Source organism: Nocardia aurantiaca, from assembly GCF_009708175.1.
In the GTDB taxonomy this organism is placed as follows: domain Bacteria; phylum Actinomycetota; class Actinomycetes; order Mycobacteriales; family Mycobacteriaceae; genus Nocardia; species Nocardia aurantiaca.
On the sequence record NZ_WMBB01000008.1, the window covers coordinates 202,669 to 219,335 of the forward strand.

At 67.0% G+C, this 16,667-nt stretch carries 10 protein-coding genes and 1 pseudogene; 7 read left to right on the forward strand and 4 right to left on the reverse strand.

The genetic code is table 11. From position 1 onward, the window contains the following. Window positions 1-74 precede the first annotated feature (74 nt). From ctaD to GLP40_RS18715, 3 genes are all read left to right on the forward strand, one after another. Window positions 75-1,817: an aa3-type cytochrome oxidase subunit I gene (gene ctaD, locus GLP40_RS18705; RefSeq protein WP_154789216.1), complete on the forward strand. Its 1,743-nt coding sequence runs from the start codon at window positions 75-77 to the stop codon at window positions 1,815-1,817. A gap of 147 nt (window positions 1,818-1,964) precedes the next feature. Next, the gene (gene dcd / locus GLP40_RS18710) at window positions 1,965-2,537 is read left to right on the forward strand and encodes a dCTP deaminase (protein ID WP_328290350.1); all 573 of its coding nucleotides are present in this window, start codon (window positions 1,965-1,967) and stop codon (window positions 2,535-2,537) included. Window positions 2,538-2,718: 181 nt separating this feature from the next. Next, window positions 2,719-4,131: an Hsp70 family protein gene (locus GLP40_RS18715; RefSeq protein ID WP_154789217.1), complete on the forward strand. Its 1,413-nt coding sequence runs from the start codon at window positions 2,719-2,721 to the stop codon at window positions 4,129-4,131. 238 nt (window positions 4,132-4,369) lie between these two features. On the opposite strand, the gene GLP40_RS18720 is transcribed toward GLP40_RS18715, so the two are convergent. Further along, window positions 4,370-4,819 (reverse strand): hypothetical protein, encoded by a 450-nt coding sequence (locus GLP40_RS18720; protein WP_230329693.1) that lies wholly within the window; start codon window positions 4,817-4,819, stop codon window positions 4,370-4,372. A 49-nt stretch (window positions 4,820-4,868) separates the two neighbouring features. Here GLP40_RS18720 and GLP40_RS18725 point away from each other — a divergent pair, with 49 nt between their 5' ends. From GLP40_RS18725 to GLP40_RS18735, 3 genes and pseudogenes are all read left to right on the forward strand, one after another. Further along, window positions 4,869-6,437 (forward strand): XRE family transcriptional regulator, encoded by a 1,569-nt coding sequence (locus GLP40_RS18725; RefSeq protein WP_328290351.1) that lies wholly within the window; start codon window positions 4,869-4,871, stop codon window positions 6,435-6,437. Window positions 6,438-6,647: 210 nt separating this feature from the next. Next, window positions 6,648-7,898, forward strand: coding sequence for a pyridoxal phosphate-dependent aminotransferase (locus tag GLP40_RS18730; protein WP_328290352.1), 1,251 nt, complete (start codon window positions 6,648-6,650; stop codon window positions 7,896-7,898). A gap of 561 nt (window positions 7,899-8,459) precedes the next feature. Then, window positions 8,460-9,752: pseudogene (locus GLP40_RS18735) on the forward strand (YibE/F family protein); the annotation flags it as partial. Window positions 9,753-10,391: 639 nt separating this feature from the next. Here GLP40_RS18735 and GLP40_RS18740 read toward each other — a convergent pair. Together GLP40_RS18740 and GLP40_RS18745 are read right to left on the reverse strand one after the other, a co-directional pair. After that, window positions 10,392-11,153, reverse strand: a complete 762-nt coding sequence (locus tag GLP40_RS18740; protein ID WP_154789218.1) for a copper homeostasis protein CutC — start codon at window positions 11,151-11,153, stop codon at window positions 10,392-10,394. Between the two features lie 191 nt (window positions 11,154-11,344). After that, window positions 11,345-14,479, reverse strand: coding sequence for a (Fe-S)-binding protein (locus GLP40_RS18745; RefSeq protein ID WP_154789219.1), 3,135 nt, complete (start codon window positions 14,477-14,479; stop codon window positions 11,345-11,347). Between the two features lie 376 nt (window positions 14,480-14,855). On the opposite strand from GLP40_RS18745, the gene GLP40_RS18750 reads away from it, so the two are divergent. Beyond that, window positions 14,856-15,563 (forward strand): hypothetical protein, encoded by a 708-nt coding sequence (locus GLP40_RS18750; protein WP_154789220.1) that lies wholly within the window; start codon window positions 14,856-14,858, stop codon window positions 15,561-15,563. Window positions 15,564-15,649: 86 nt separating this feature from the next. On the opposite strand, the gene GLP40_RS18755 is transcribed toward GLP40_RS18750, so the two are convergent. Then, the gene (locus tag GLP40_RS18755; RefSeq protein WP_154789221.1) at window positions 15,650-16,486 is read right to left on the reverse strand and encodes an NRDE family protein; all 837 of its coding nucleotides are present in this window, start codon (window positions 16,484-16,486) and stop codon (window positions 15,650-15,652) included. Between the last annotated feature and the right edge of the window lie 181 nt (window positions 16,487-16,667).

A 16,667-nucleotide genomic window follows, 5' to 3' on the forward strand; every position in this document is an offset into this window, starting at 1 on the left:
CACAGGAAGTTTGGATGCGCTGAATCTTTGCTGGCGCTGGTTCGGTGCTCCTGCTCGGCGGTCGAGGAGGACGTATGACCGCGGTGCCCGCCCGTGAAGTCCCGGAGCTCGAGCCTGTGCGGCCATATCCACGGCGGACGGGACCCAAGGGTTCCTTCCTGTGGAAGGCGCTCACGACCACCGATCCCAAGGTGCTCGGGATCATGTACATGTTCACCGCCGTTACGTTCTTCCTGGTCGGCGGCCTGATGGCGCTGCTGATGCGGACGGAGCTGGCGCGGCCCGGACTGCAGTTCCTCTCACCCGAGCAGTTCAATCAGCTGTTCACCATGCATGGCACGATCATGCTGCTGTTCTATGCGACACCGATCGTGTTCGGGTTCGCGAATGCGGTGCTGCCCTTGCAGATCGGCGCGCCGGATGTGGCGTTTCCCCGCTTGAACGCGCTGAGTTACTGGCTGTATCTGTTCGGGGCGAGCATCGCTACCGCCGGATTCATCACCCCTGGCGGGGCGGCGGACTTCGGCTGGACCGCGTACGTACCGCTGTCCGATGGGCCGCACGCGCCAGGTGTGGGTGCGGACATGTGGATCATGGGCCTGGCGGTCTCCGGCGTGGGCACGATCCTCAGCGGCGTCAATTTCGTCACCACCGTGGTCTGCCTGCGCTGCCCGGGTATGACCATGTGGCGGATGCCCATCTTCACCTGGAACATCCTGGTGACGAGCGTCCTTGTGCTGCTGGTGTTTCCGATTCTGACCGCGGCGCTCATGGCGCTGGCGATCGACCGTCACCTGGGTGCGCACATCTATGACCCGTCCAACGGCGGCGCGATCCTCTGGCAGCACCTGTTCTGGTATTTCGGCCATCCCGAGGTGTACATCATCGCGCTGCCGTTCTTCGGCATCGTGTCCGAGATCTTCCCGGTGTTCAGCCGCAAGCCGCTGTTCGGCTACACCACGCTGGTGTACGCGACGCTCGCCATAGCCGGGCTGTCCGTCGCGGTGTGGGCGCACCACATGTATGCGACGGGAGCCATTCTGCTGCCGTTCTTCTCGTTCATGACCTTCCTCATCGCGGTGCCCACGGGGGTGAAGTTCTTCAACTGGATCGGCACCATGTGGCGCGGTCAGCTCACTTTCGAAACCCCGATGCTGTGGTCGATCGGCTTCTTGGTGACCTTCCTGTTCGGTGGACTCTCGGGCGTCATCCTGGCGTCGCCGCCGCTGGACTTCCATGTGTCGGACACGTATTTCGTTGTGGCGCACTTCCATTACGTGTTGTTCGGCACCATCGTGTTCGCCACCTTCGCCGGCATCTACTTCTGGTTCCCGAAGATGACGGGTCGACTCCTGGACGAACGGCTCGGCAAACTGCATTTCTGGACCACGTTCCTCGGCTTTCACACCACGTTCCTGGTGCAGCACTGGCTGGGCGATCAGGGCATGCCGCGCCGCTACGCGGATTACCTGCCCAGCGACGGATTCACCACGCTCAACACCGTTTCCACCATCGGCTCGTTCATCCTCGGATTCTCGATGGTCACGTTCGTGTGGAATGTCTTCAAGAGCTACCGCTACGGCGAAGTGGTGACCGTCGACGACCCATGGGGTTACGGCAATTCCCTGGAATGGGCCACCAGCTGCCCGCCGCCCCGGCACAACTTCTACGAACTGCCGCGCATCCGTTCCGAGCGCCCGGCCTTCGAACTGCACTACCCACACATGGTGCCGCGCATGCGCGCCGAAGCCCACGTCACCTGGGGACTGCGCAAGCCCAACCAGATCACCGAGGCAGCGAATAAAACCCCCAGCTAGAGCACGGAAAACCCGCAGCGAAGCGCAGGCACCGAACAGCACCGAAAGTTCGCGGCCCGTCTCGTTCTGGTCTGAGCGGAGGGAGGGAAGAACGAGACCTTCGGGGCCGCGAACCGCCCGGAGCGAAGCGGAGGGCAAAATGTCACCGTGCTGCTTTCAGATCGCGACATCCGTAAGGAAATCGCCAATGGTCGTCTCGGGGTCGAGCCGTTCGACGAGAAACTGGTGCAGCCGTCGAGTATCGATGTGCGGCTGGACAGTCTGTTCCGGGTGTTCAACAACACCCGCTACACGCATATCGACCCGGCGCAGCGGCAAGACGAGCTGACTACGCTGGTCGAGCCCGCGGAGGGGGAGCCGTTCGTGCTGCATCCGGGCGAATTCGTGCTCGGTTCCACGCTCGAGGTGTGCTCGCTGCCCGACGATCTGGCCGGACGTCTGGAGGGCAAGTCCAGCCTGGGCCGGCTGGGTCTGCTGACGCACTCCACCGCGGGCTTCATCGATCCCGGATTCAGCGGGCACATCACGCTGGAACTGTCGAATGTGGCGAATCTCCCGATCACCCTGTGGCCGGGCATGAAAATCGGGCAGCTGTGCCTATTCCGGCTCACCAGTCCGGCGGAGCACCCGTACGGGAGTGCCGCCGCCGGCTCGAAATATCAGGGTCAGCGCGGGCCGACGCCATCGCGGGCCTATCTGAATTTTCCCGTGCGCAAATGAGTGGTATTCCGGGGTAGCGGTTTCTATCGTGCGTCCGGCGGAAATCGGCCGCTGCCTGGACAGTTGACCGCGGGTCGGTGGCGCGAATACGCCGCCCGCTGGCCGGTTCTGCCGGGTGTACGGATGGCTCGGTACGTCGTAAGGTGGCGGCGACGGTGTGTGTGAACGAGATGGGCTGCAAATGAGTTCGGTTCTGGGAGTTTCGGTGGGGACGGGTGCGGTTCGCGTCGCACGCCCGTTCACCGGTGATTCCGCCGAGCAGGGCGCCCGCAATTTCGGCGTGCCGCCGCAGCCCCGATACGGCCGTGCACGCAGCGGATTCGACGGCTCGCCGGACGCGTTCGACGTGCAGGCGGTGCCGGTCGGTGAGCGCCGGGTCGACGAACTGGTCGCCGACGCCGTCGGGGCGGTGCTCGCCGCGGACTCACGGATCAGCGCCACCGCCATCGCCTACCGGGACGAGAATCACGCGCGGGCCATCCGGGCCGAGCTGGCGCGGCGGCAGTTCACCAATTACGAGCTGGTGCCCGACGTGGTGGCGGCGCTGGAATTCCTCGAATACTCCGGTGAGCTGCAAGGTTTCGGCACGGTCGCGCTCTATGACCTGGGTGCGTCCGGACTGTCGGTGACCGTGGTCGACACCAGCACCCGGCAGGTCTGCTTCAGCGAACGCACCAGCGATATCAGCGGCGATTACCTCGACGCGCTGATCCGTGAACAGCAGATCGCATCCGGACGAATCGCCCATCCGCCGGACCACACCGGGCTCATCGCACTCGACAAACTGTGCCGCGAGGCCAAGGAGCAGCTGTCGGGCAGCAGCGCGGTGGCGCTGCCCTCGACCGAGGGCCTGGTGCTGCTGTCGCAGGAGAACTTCGAAGCGCTGATCATGCTGGCCGTGGAATCCTCCGCGCGGATGACCCGCGATGTCATCCTGCGTTCCGAGCAGCCCGTGCAAGCGGTCGCCCTGCTCGGTGGCTGCGCCCAGATTCCGCTGGTGGCAAGGGTTTTGCGGCGCTGGCTCGGCGTCCCGGTGATCGTGCCCGCCGCCCCGGACACCGTGGTCACCCGGGGCGCGGCCATGCTGGCGCGCCCCGTGATGCACCGGCCCGCGCCCGCGCCCTTCCTCACGGCCCCGCGCGAGGACGCCGCACCCCAACCCCCGAAGCCCGCCCAGTCCTGGCCGGCGACTCCGAGCGCGGCGGAGAAGTTCGGCCGCCGCCGCGAGGTCAGCCTCGCCGGGGTGGCGGTCGGCGCGCTCGTCGTGGTGGCCGCCATCGGCATCACCCTGGGCTGGGGACCCCTTGTGCTGACCCATGATTCGCAACGGCAGGACGCCGTGACCAGCTCGGTTCCGGTCAGCACCACCCGCGCTTCCGCCGAATCCGCGACGGCGACCCCGACCACCACCGACGCCACCAACGAATCCCTGGCCGCGCCCCCGCCGCAGGCCTATTCGACCACCACCGAGACTCCCGCCCCCGCGCCCACCCCTGGCCCCAACACCATCACGATCATCCCGGGCCTCCCGCCCGTGGTCGTGCCCACCCTGCCCCCGCTCTTCCCGCCCGCCCCGGCACAGCAAGCTCGCTGACCCGACCATGGCCCGAAAGTTGTTGCGGGCGTGGCCCCGACAGTAGTCGGCAGCGGGTCGCGAACGAGGCCGGGCACTCCCGAGCGGGGCGCGGTCGGCCGGACTCGAGTCCTCCGCGAAGGGGCGCAGCCCCCGGCCGTTTCGAGAGTCGAACCGAGTCCGCCCCGTCGACTGCCAGGATGGGGGCGGACTCGGCTGGGGCCGGCGCGTGCGGCGCCGGTGCGAGGATCGGCTGCGTTCAGTCCTCGCTTCCGGTTCCCACCGCCAGAGCTGTCGTGATGATTGCCGACAGGGGTGGGAGTTTGGAGTCGCGGGCGGGCGGCGTCACCCAGTGGCAGCCCTCGCGCGTCCAGCGCCCGAGGCCGGTGGGAAGCATGACAGCGCTGCCGACGACGGGAATGCCGATATCGAGCCGGTTGAGTGCCTCCATGATCTGTTTGCCGGGCCGTGAATCCGGTTCGGCCAGAAAGCTCCAGCGGATATGCCGAGCCAGTATGGGTCCGCCGCGCCGTTGCTGTTGCAGTGCGCCGCGTACCTTTTCGGCCGTCCCGACCGGTAGGTGCACCACCCCGATCTGCGTGGTGACGGGAAGCATGACGAATCCCCCTCGTTCGGTGACCGGCAGCGCGAACTCGTGCCGGTAGTAGGAGACCCAGTCCCCGACTGTTGTGAGTCTGTCCGCGTTCACATCCCCGCCTCCTTCCCCTTGTCACCAGGGTCGCGTGTGGAGGGGCGCTGTGAGAACGCCCGCACACTCGCATTCCGCTGCCTTTCCACCGCCACTATTACCGGTACGTATAACGCCTGGTACCGAGAAGGTTTCGGCTGTGGCCGCGACCACCTTCCGCTCGTACCCTGGAGTTCGGAGTTCGTTCGGAAGGGATGGCACCGTGGTCCGGCACTGGTCAGGCAAAGAGGCCCGGGCCCTGCGCGATGCCAAACGCATGAGTATCCGGGAATTCGCCGCGCATCTCGGTGTGCACGAACGACTGGTCTCGAAATGGGAGGCCGGGGGTGAGCGGGTGCATCCCCGGCCCATCAATCAGGCCGCCCTCGATACTTCCCTTGCCAGGTCCGACGATGTTGTGCGGGCACGGTTCGCGGCCTTGATCGACCAGCCCTTGATCGACCGCCCCGCCGTTCCCGGTTTCGATGTGCGCCAAGGCGGTTCCGAGGTGTGGAACGCGATGCCGGCGCAGGCCAGTTATTCCAGCGACGCGGAACTGCTGGCACTCGTCGATACGGGTGCGATGAGAGGCGATGCGTTAGCGGCGATTTCGGAGAGGGATCTGATCATGGCGGCTGCCCACGAAGCAAGCGAGCACGCCGGCAGGGCCGAGAGCACCAATGTGGGTACGACCCTGCTGGAGCAGCTCGATGCCGATGTCACGCGCATCGCCAACGATTACGTGCACATGCCGCCGGTGCCGATGATGGTGGAGATGCTGCGGGTGCGGCGTCGGGTGTACCGGTTGCTGGAGGGACATCAGCGTCCGTCGGATACGGCGCATCTCTACCTTTTGGCGGGTGCTTTGTCCGGTCTGCTGGCGAATGCCAGTACGGATCTGGGCTATTTCGATGCGGCCGGTGAACAGGCAAGGGCCGCTTGGGCTTACGCCGAACTGTGCGAGCACGATCCGTTGCGCGCCTGGACCCGCGGCATGCAGGCGCTCATCGAATACCGTTCCGAGCGCCCGCGCCGCGCGGTGCTGCTGGCCCAGGGGGGCCAGCGCTACGCCGAATCCGCGACCTCGCGGGTGCGGCTGCTCAATATCGAGGCCCGCATCTGGTCGCGGCTGGGCAGCACCGCCGAGACCGAGCGCTGCATCCGCGCCGCCGACGAAGCCCGCGACGGCGAATCCAGCGACACCCTGCACGATGACGTCGGCGGGGTCTTCGGGTTCGACCAGCCCAAGAGCCACTACTACGCCGGCGCGACCTACATCCACCTCGGCCAGGCCCAGCCCGCGCTGGAAGCCACCAGTCGGGCCATCGACCTGTACGTGAACGGGCCCACCGACAAGCGCTCCTACGGCGCGGAGTCGCTGGCCCGCGTCGACAATGCCGCGGCGCACCTGATCAACGGCAGCCTCGACGGCGCCGCCGCCGCGCTGGAACCGGTCCTGGAGCTTGCCGAGGACAAGCGCATCGCGCAACTCGAGGAACGGCTCAGCGCCGTCCGGCAACGGCTGGCGAGCCCGGAGTTCCGGGACGCCGGCGAGGCGCATGACCTGGACGAAAGGATCGAGGACTTCTGCGGCTCCAGCGCCGCGAGGAGCGTGTTACCTCCCGATGCACCGCGCTGAGGTTCGCGGCCGAGCCCGAGGGTGGAGCGCTCGATTCCGGACTGCGGCTCGCAGAGACCTCCGCCTTGTCACGGGGGAGCGAACGCCTCCATGGACCTGCGCCTCGCAGGAGTGCGGGAGGGAAGAATCGAGACCTCCGGCTCCATGGACCTGCGCCTTGGCCGCGAACCCGCCCGGCGCGAAGCGAAGGGCGGATTAGATACTGTTCGGGTGAGCCCTTCGAGTCACCTACCGCATCGGTCCCCCCGCGTTCTGGAACAGTCCACCAAGCTCCAGAACGTTCTCTACGAGATCCGGGGGCCGGTACACGCACACGCGGCACGGTTGGAGGCCGAGGGGCATCGGATCCTGAAGCTGAACATCGGCAATCCCGCGCCGTTCGGATTCGACGCGCCGGACGTCATCATGCGCGACATGATCGCGGCGCTGCCGTACGCGCAGGGCTACAGCGAATCGAAGGGCATCCTGTCGGCGCGGCGGGCAATCTTCACCCGGTACGAACTAGTGCCGGGCTTCCCGGAATTCGATGTGGACGACGTCTACCTGGGCAACGGCGTCTCCGAGCTGATCACCATCGTCATGCAGGCGCTGCTCGACAATGGCGACGAGGTGCTCATCCCCGCGCCGGACTATCCGCTGTGGACGGCCATGACCTCGCTGGCCGGCGGCACCCCGGTGCACTACCTGTGTGACGAGTCCAACGGCTGGCAGCCGGACATCGCCGACATGGAATCCAAGATCACCGACAAGACCAAGGCGATTGTCGTGATCAACCCCAATAACCCCACCGGCGCGGTGTACTCCGCCGAGGTGCTGCAACAGGTGGTGGACCTCGCCCGCAAACATCAGCTGTTGTTGCTGGCCGACGAGATCTACGACAAGATCCTCTACGACGACGCCAAGCACGTATCGCTGGCAACGCTCGCGCCGGATCTGCTGTGCCTCACCTTCAACGGCCTGTCCAAGGCGTACCGGGTGGCGGGCTACCGCTCGGGCTGGGTGGTCATCACCGGGCCCAAGGACCACGCGGGCGGCTTCCTCGAGGGCATCGACCTGCTGGCCTCCACTCGCCTGTGCCCGAATGTGCCCGCGCAGCACGCGATTCAGGTGGCGCTGGGCGGACATCAGAGCATCGAGGATCTGGTGCTGCCGGGTGGGCGGCTGCTGGAGCAGCGGGATGTGGCCTGGCAGAAGCTGAATACGATTCCGGGCGTCTCGTGCGTGAAGCCCACCGGCGCGCTGTACGCGTTCCCGCGGCTGGATCCGGAAGTGCACGAGATCCACGATGATTCGAAGCTGGTGCTGGATCTGCTGCTGCAGGAGAAGATCCTGATGGTGCAGGGGACCGGGTTCAACTGGCCGCATCACGACCATCTGCGCATCGTCACGCTGCCGTGGGCGCGTGATCTGGCGGTCGCGATCGAACGGTTCGGCAACTTCCTGGCAAGTTACCGGCAGTAACTTCCGGCCGGAAATATTTGGCGGTAGGGTTCATAGGGATTGCTGTGAACCCTGCTGACCTGCGCCAATATCGTTTGTCCAGTAGCGGACACGGACTCTCGGGGGCCGTGGCATGGGTGAGGCCCTGGCTAAAACAAACCATTGGTACGAAAAAGTTGGGTTTTTAGAGACTTAGCTAGCGCAAAGAACCGTCTTTTGTGTACAGTGGTCCTCGGCACTCAGAGTGCCCGGCCGGACCGCCTACCCCCCCTGGGCCGTCCGGCCCTGGTTCAGCCGGCCTACCCCCCCTGGGCCGCTGACCCCGGGCGGCGGAGACATCCCCCTGCTCTCCGCCGCCCCTCCCACACTTTTCGCCGCAGAATCCGGAAGCGATAGAGCGGGCGACGACTGATTTCGCGAGATTCGGTAAGCCGCCGGGTACCCCCGGGATCGGTTCGAAACCAAACGTCGGCGCCGGTACGAAACCCGCGACGCATCTCGGGTCGTCCGCCGAAGTCTCGGGGAGGCGGGGTGCGAGAACCTCTCAGGATGTCAGAAATGGTTTTCGTTTAGGCTCGGCGCGTGAGCGATCACCAGCATCATCATCACCACCATCACGACCACTCCGGACCCATCGCCATCGGGGCGAATGCCGCCCGAGTCGTCGTCGGAGTGTTGGCGGTGATCGGTGTGGCGGTGATCGTGGGCATGATCTGGCTGTGGCCGAGTGCGCAGCACATCGACATTCCGCTCCCCATGCAGAACGGCGGCGGGGGTGCGGTGCACTCCGAGGCGGGGACGGTGGTCAAACAGGATCTCGGGCCGTGCGGGGACGTCTCGAACGGCAAGGTCTTCACCGTTGAGCCGGAGCTGCTGCCCGCCGCACAGCGGCAGTGCGAGCGCAGTGTCGTCGCGATCGACTCCGGGGCGGACAAGGGCAGCTGGACGATCTTCGTCAATTCGCCGACTCCGGATCAGCCCAATTTGAACGTCGGCGACAAGATTCGGATCGTGCCGCAGACGGTGCCGAAAACACCGCAGGATCCGAACGGCGTCACCATCTACTCGTTCGACGACTTCGCGCGCGGATTGCCATTGAGCATCATCGGGATCGTCTTCGCGGTGGTCATCATCGCGGTGGCGCGGTGGCGGGGACTGCGGGCGCTGATCGGACTCGTCATCGCGTTCGGGGTGCTGGTGATGTTCCTGCTGCCCGCGCTCCTGGACGGAAAACCCGCGATACCGGTGGCATTGGTCGCGGGCGCGGTGATCCTGTACTCCGTGCTGTATCTGGCGCACGGGGTGAATCTGCGCACCAGTTCGGCGCTGCTGGGCACGCTGACCTCGATGGTGCTGGCGGCGGCGCTGTCCTGGGCGTCGCTGAAGGTCACCCACCTGACCGGTCTGTCCGAAGAGCAGAACACCAATGTCGCCGCCTATATCCAGCACGTGAGCATTACCGGATTGCTGCTGGCGGGATTCATCATCGGCTCGTTGGGTGTGCTCAACGACGTCACCATCACCCAGGCTTCGGCCGCCTTCGAGTTGGCGTCGCTGGACGAAAAGGCCAACCGCCGCAGTATTTTCGCCGCCGCCATGCGGGTCGGCCGCGATCACATCGCCAGCACCGTCTACACCCTGGTGCTCGCCTATGCCGGCGGCGCGCTGCCCTTGCTGCTGCTGTTCAGCGTCGCCGGACGGCCCATGCGTGACGTGCTGACCGGCGATGCGGTGGGCATCGAGATCGCGCGGTCGGCGGTCGGCGGTATCGCGCTGGCCCTGTCGGTGCCGCTGACCACCGCCATCGCGGTGCTGCTGGCCCGACCGCTGGGCGCGAAACCGGAACCGGCCGGTGCCCGCGGCAAACGGCCGCGAAACGCTGGACCGCAACGGAATCCGCAGCGCCGTCCGGGCGGACAGCCCGGCGCCCCGCGCCCCGGTGCGCAACCGGCGGCCCGCCGCGCCGGGCAGGCGCGCACCGGAGAGCAATCCGTGGCGCCACGCACGGGGCCGCAGCTGGTGGTGCGTCACGGCGGAGATCCGAACGGCCCGCGCACGGGATCGCAGCCGGTGATGCGCGGGCCGGTCGATCAGGGAAGTGGGCCGCGTACCGGTGAGCAGCGGGTCGCGCCGCGCACCGGCTCGCATCCGGTCGCGCCAGGAGATGGCGAGCCGCCGACGGTGCCGAGAACCGGTGTGGTGCAGCCGAATCCCAACCCGCCGGAGGAGAGGCAGTACACGACCTCCTCGTGGTTCAATCCGAGCGAGCCGTGGTCGGATCAGGAGCCGCGGGATCAGGGGTGGTCATCGGGTCAGGGGTGGCAGCAGGATCAAGGGTGGCCGCCGTCCGAGCCGCCGCGCGGCGGACGGCACTCCCGGCCCTGATCCTGAGCGAAAGAGACCGCGAGGGGCGTGTTTCCGAGGAAGCACGCCTCTCTTTCCTCACCACGAACGCGCTTCGGGAGGTCCACGAAGCGGGAAATCCCAGCGGCGGAACCATATTCGCGGTGATGATCAGAGCGCCGACCGAGCCGCCTCGCAGAGCGCCGCGACGCCGTCGGCATCCGTGGCGAAATGGTCGAAGCCGGTGGGCGCCCCGAATTCGGCGAAGGAGACCTCGGAATCGGGTTGTGGGCGGCCCGGCACCGGAATGCGCACGGCGGCATGCAGATCCCGGGTCCCGGTCAGCTCGATCACCCGCCGGGCATTGTCGGCGCGCAGGCCGCCGCAGGCCATCACGTCGATGCGGCCGTCGGCCAGCGTCACCAGTCGGGCGATCAGCGACGCGCCGTCCAGCACCGAGACCTGGCGGCCGGAGGTGAGCAGCCGGGTGAAGCCCAGCTCCAGCAATTGATCGAAGCCCGCGTAGGGATCCGCGCACACGTCGAACGCGCGGTGGAAGGTGACCTCCAGCTCGTCCGCGGCGGCCAGCAGTTCGGTGTTCGCGGCCGGATCGACGTGCCCGTCCTCGTCGAGGACGCCGATCACCACCCCGTGCGCTCCCGCATCGCGCACCCGCTCGATATCGGCGCGCATGAGCGCCACCTCGTCGGCGGAATAGCGGAAATCTCCGGGGCGCGGCCGGATCAGCACGTGCACTTGGGTGTGCCCGGCCGCCTCCACGGCCGCCTCGATGAGCGCGGGCCCGGGCGTGAGTCCTCCGACCGTGAGCCCCGAACACAACTCCACCCGTGCGACCCCCGCCTTTTCGGCGATCCGGACCCCGCTCAGAGACTCGACCCCGATCTCGACCCGCACCGCCCGCGCATCCGTCATACCTTGCAGTATGGCGAACCCGCGCCGGATTTGTTGCCCGAGATTAGCCAATAACGCTGGAACGGCGGGTGAAGCGTGGAGTGAAACGCCTGGTCGGGGGCATGAAATCGGCAGTCGGGCCGAATATGGAGAAACGGCGAGGGCGGCGTCACCCGGTGGGTGGCGCCGCCCTCGTCAGTTCGGTTCGGGCGTCAGTTCTTTCGGCCCGGAGCCTTCATGCCCGACTTGAAGCCGAGGCCACCCGGCTTCGCGGTCGGCGGCTTGGCAGCGCCATTGCCCTCGGAGGCGCCATGAGCCTCCGACGCGGCCGGTTCGGCCGGGGCGGGTTCGGCGGCGGGGGCCGGAGTGGCCTTTGCCGGAGCCGAATCGGCCGGAGCCGCAGGCGCTTCCGGAGCCGGAGCGGCGGCCGCGGCGCCCGGAGCCTTCGAACCGGGGCGCTTCAGGCCGGTCTTCATGGCCAGACCCTTGGGCGGGATGGACGGCTTGGCCTCGGCGGCCGGAGCCGATGCGGCCGACGCCTCGGCGGCCGGAGCCTGGGCGGTCTCCGCCGGAGCGGCCTCGGCGGCGGGCTTGGCGCCCGGAGCCTTGGCGGCGCCCTTCATCTGGAGACCCTTGCCGCCGGGCGCCTGGAGGCCGCCCTTCATGGCGAGCCCGCCCGGCTTGGCGGCCGGCGTCGCGGGAGCCTCGGCGGGAGCCGCAGCGGCGGAAGCGGATTCGGCGGCCGGGGCCTTCGCACCCGGCGCCTTCGATCCGCCCTTCATCTGCAGACCCTTGCCGGGCGCCTTGGCCGCGCCCTTCATGGCCAGACCCTTGGCCGGAGTCGAGGTCTCCGTGGCCTCGGACGCCGCCGGCGCCTCAGCTGCCGGAGCGGCGGCTTTCGCGCCCGGTGCCTTCAGCCCGCCCTTCATGGCCAGACCCTTGCCGCCGGGCGCCTTGGCGGTACCCTTCATGCCCAGGCCGCCACCGGCCGGAGCGGCCTTGGGCGCGGCCTCGGCGACCGCGGCTTCGACGGGCTCGGGCTTCGCGGTATCCGATTCGCGGCTCGCCGCGGCCGGTTCCGGCTCGGCCTGCTTGGGCTGCTGGATGACCTCGAGGTTCCTGGTCAGCTGGGCCGGCTCGACGCGGTCGATGGCCTGCAGCATGAGCTGGGCGACATCCACCACCTCGACGCCCTGACCGACCTCGCCGCCGTCCTTGCGGGCGGTGACGCCGTCGGTCAGCATGACGCGGCAGAACGGGCAGCCGGTGGCGATCATGGACGGCTCATTGCCGCCCTTCAAGGTGTCGAGCGCCTCGTCCACGCGGTCGATATTGATGCGCTTGCCGAGCTGCTCTTCCATCCACATGCGCGCGCCACCGGCGCCACAGCACATGGAACGTTCGCCGTGACGCGGCATTTCGACCAGGGTCGAGCCCGAGGCCTCCATGAGCTCACGCGGCGCGTTGTAGATCTTGTTGTGCCGGCCCAGGTAGCAGGGGTCGTGGTAGGTCACGTTCTGCGCCACCGGTGACACCGGGATCAGCTGCTTGCCGCGCACCAGGCGGTTCAGCAACTGGGTGTGGTGCACGACCTCGTAGGTGCCGCCCACCTGCGGGTACTCGTTGTTGAGCGCGTTGAAGCAGTGCGCACAGGTGACGACGATCTTCTTCTTCGACTGCTCGACACCGTCGAACACCGAGTTCAGCAGCTCGATGTTCTGCATGGCCAGCTGCTGGAAGAGGAATTCGTTGCCCGCGCGGCGCGCCGAGTCGCCGGTGCAGGTCTCCTCCTGGCCCAGCACCATGAATTTCACGCCCGCGGTCGCGAGCAGTTCGGCGACGGCCTTGGTGGTCTTCTTGGCGCGGTCCTCGTAGGCGCCGGCGCAGCCGACCCAGAAGAGATACTCGTAGCCGTCGAAGCTGTCGGCGTCCTTGCCGAACACCGGAATCTCGAAGTCCAGCTCGGAGATCCAGTTGAGGCGGTCCTTGGCGTTCTGGCCCCAGGGGTTGCCCTTGTTCTCCAGGTTCTTGAACAGACCGGCCAGCTCGGAGGGGAACTCCGACTCGATCAGGACCTGGTAGCGGCGCATGTCGATGATGTGGTCGACATGCTCGATGTCCACCGGGCACTGCTCGACGCACGCGCCACAGGTGGTGCACGACCACAGCACCTCGGGATCGATGACGCCGCCCACGTCCTCGCCGCCGACCAGCGGACGCTCCGCCTCGGCCCGCGCGGCCTCCGAGATCTTCGCCAGCGCGCGCTCGTTCGGCTTGCCCTCGGCGTCCACGAGGCCGATCTCGTCACCGCCCATGTCCTTGCGGCCACCGGCCAGCAGGTATGGGGCCTTGGCGTAACCGTGATCGCGCAGCGACATGATCAGCAGCTTGGGCGAGAGCGGCTTACCCGTGTTCCAGGCCGGGCACTGCGACTGGCAGCGGCCACACTCGGTGCAGGTCGTGACGTCGAGGATGTCCTTCCAGGAGAAGTCCTCGAACTTGCCGACGCCGAAGGTGTCGTTGTCGGGGTCCGCGGTCTCCATCTCGATCGGCTTGCCGTTCGACATCATCGGCTTGGCCGCGCCGAGGGCGACGGAGCCGTCGTCCTCACGCTTGAAGTAGATGTTGGGGAACGCGGCGAAGCGGTGCCACGCGACACCCCAGGTGACATTGCGACCGACCAGGAGCAGGAAGGTAGCGCCGGAGATCAGCTTGATGAACGCGAAGATCGACACCATGATCACCGACTCGGGCAGCAGCTTGGCCACCTGCTCGGTGAAGAAATCGCTCCAGGTGTGGGATTCGTGGTAGGTGGCGATCTTGCCCGCCTTCACGAAGGTCATGCCCAGACCCTCGACGAGGACGATGGCCTCGATGATGTACGCGGGCGCGAACCTCGAACCGCTGAAACGGGATACACGCTCCGGCACGCGCGGGTGATTCAGCTGGCGGATGGTGATCAGCACCAGAATGCCGACAACCGTTCCGATGCCCAGGATTTCGTCCACCAGGTGGTAGATGCCCCAGGATCCGACGATGGGCCAGTGGAATTCGGGGTCGAAGATCTGACCGTACGCCTCGAACCACAGGATGAACCCGGCGAGGAAGCCGATCATGACGAGCCAGTGGGCCCAGCCGACCGTGCGGAATTTGTTCATGCGCGTGTGCGCGAGGAATTCCACGATCATGGTCTTGAAGCGTGGGAAGAACGGCCGCCACCGATCGGGCGCGGACTGCCCGACCATGACGGTGCGCGCGATGTTCCGCACGCCTCCGATGAACGATGCCCAACAGAAGACTGTGAACACCGCCCCAATCGTGCCCAGAGTCACTGTCAGGGCATTCATGTCGCGACCTCTCTTACGGTTCTACGAGCGTTTCGCGAGGCAGCCTGGTTCAGCCTCGAGTTGCCCGTATCCTAATGGACAGTAAGTTACCCGTCAGTAACTTAGCTGTCCAGGGTTTCCCACACCGTAAATCCCGGCAAATCAATGCGGTAACCAAGGGCAGGCTTACTTCGAAACCCGGTGTCCAGCAGAAAGAAACGAATCTCGCAAATCGTAGGGTGATCGACTAGGCTCTCGCTGTCCGACAGCTGTGCGCATCTTCACATGCTCGGGGAGGACTCGTCCTAGCGCTTGGCATGGCCCGAGGGAAGCCGGGCCTCGCGTGGCGAAGAGGCGCACAGCGGATATACCTGATGACGGATTGGATACCAACCGAATGAAGCTTCGCAGTACCACTGCGGCTGCTGCCCTGGTCATCGGCGCAATGACCATTGGGATGACGACCGCCCACGCCGATGACGCTCCCGCACAGCCTGCTGGAATCAATTACTCCACCAAGCTGGTCGACGGCAAGACCATCGTTTCCACCCTGAAGAACGGCACCTTCGAGCTCGCCCAGCAGGACGGCGCCACGCCCGAGGACCCGAAGGTCACGGTGGTGAACGTCAAGGATCAGCAGGGCGCGACCGCTATCTCCTTCCCGCTGAAGTTCGACGCCGACGGGACCACCATCCCGGTCAAGTCGGAGGTCAAGGACGACGGCAAGGTGCTCGAGGTCGTCCCGGAGAAGCCGGCCGACTTCCAGCCCGGCACCACCGTGCTCGCCGCCAAGCCGATCGCCTCGGCGACGGAGAACCAGAAGGCGATGAGCAACTTCTCCACCCAGTTCGGTCTGGCCATCGGCATCGGCAGCTTCGTGGGCACCGCGCTCGGCGCGATTATCGGCTGCGTGGTGACCTTCGTCGCCGGCTGTGTCCCGGGCCTGGTCGCGGGCGCCGGCATCGGCGGCATCCTCGGCACCATCGCCGCGGGTGGCCCGACCCTGATCGGCGCGGGCATAGAGCTGCTGCAGACCCTGCAGGCGCCGGACGGCACCAGCAAGTGGGCCGAGACCACCAAGACCGCTCCGGTCACGCAGAACTGAGTAACCGCCGGGGTTTCGGCCCCGGTACGCAGGACCGTTCGGCCCGCCCCGTACATGGGGCGGGCCGAACGCTTTCCGGGAAATGGTCAGGCCGGCAGGTCGAGGCGGCCGTCGAACGACACCGTGGCGCGGTGGCGGCCGAAGCGCGCGAAGGTGCGCTCGGTCATCACGTAGCTGCCGTCCTCGCGCACCAGAAGGACTGTGCTGCATCGGGTTCCGTGGACCGGATGGTTGACGAAGCGCGCCGAGGCGGCGCGTTCGGTGGGTCGGTCCAGTCCGGTGTCCGGCAACTCGGAGGCGGCGGCCGGGGTGCGGTCGGCGAGCACCGCCAGATAGCCGTCCACAGCGCCCGGATCGGCCGCGACCACCGCGGCCAGGGCGCGCACCCCCGTGCGGACCTTGGGCCACGCCGGATCGTCCGTGCCCGTCGCGACATCGCCATCGAGCGTCAGGGAGCCGATGAGCGCGCTGTTGGACACGCCGTGGAAGCCCGGTGACAGTTCGCGCGGGGTCCGATCGCTCCGATTGCTGTGCCACCACAGCGTTTCCAGATCCGAGACCACCAGGTTGCAGCCGTTGTGATCGTCAGGGGCGGCGGAGACTCCGCGCACGAATCTCTCCGGGGCCGGATCGCCGCGCAGGAAATCCATGAGCAGCGCGCCCCGGGAGCGGGCGTCGGGACGGAAGTCGCCGGGCCGGCGCACATTGGTGACCGTCGCGAAACGGCGCCGATCGGGCAGCAGGCCGAGCCAGGTGCCCGGCACCGGACCCGCCGCACCCAGATCCCGGCCCGCCAGCAGGCCGGGCACCTCGTCCCAGTTCCGCAGCGATTCCGTTGGGCGGGTGAAGAACTCGTCCCGATTGGCTGCGACGATCAATCGATACTCCGGATGTGCCCGCCATCCGAGTAACACCAAACACATAACTGTATTGTCTGCCTCCGCTTCGCTTCGGCGGGTTCGCGGTCGAGGCGCAGGTCTATGGAGCCATTCGCTCGCCCGCTTCGAACGCTGAGAGTCGGAGCGCAGTCCGGACCGAGGCGGGACGCGAACTTCCAGTGCCGCATCGCAATCGGTAGGGCTTCGCGGGTACCGCCCCTTGGCC

What these genes read in the sequence shown, in the direction of transcription:
- GLP40_RS18715 (WP_154789217.1), top strand. Translation starts at nt 2,719, where the DNA reads ATGAGTTCGGTTCTGGGAGTTTCGGTGGGGACGGGTGCGGTTCGCGTC.
- GLP40_RS18740 (WP_154789218.1), bottom strand. Translation starts at nt 11,153, where the DNA reads ATGACGGATGCGCGGGCGGTGCGGGTCGAGATCGGGGTCGAGTCTCTG.
- ctaD (WP_154789216.1), top strand. Translation starts at nt 75, where the DNA reads ATGACCGCGGTGCCCGCCCGTGAAGTCCCGGAGCTCGAGCCTGTGCGG.
- GLP40_RS18745 (WP_154789219.1), bottom strand. Translation starts at nt 14,479, where the DNA reads ATGAATGCCCTGACAGTGACTCTGGGCACGATTGGGGCGGTGTTCACA.
- GLP40_RS18750 (WP_154789220.1), top strand. Translation starts at nt 14,856, where the DNA reads ATGAAGCTTCGCAGTACCACTGCGGCTGCTGCCCTGGTCATCGGCGCA.
- GLP40_RS18755 (WP_154789221.1), bottom strand. Translation starts at nt 16,486, where the DNA reads ATGTGTTTGGTGTTACTCGGATGGCGGGCACATCCGGAGTATCGATTG.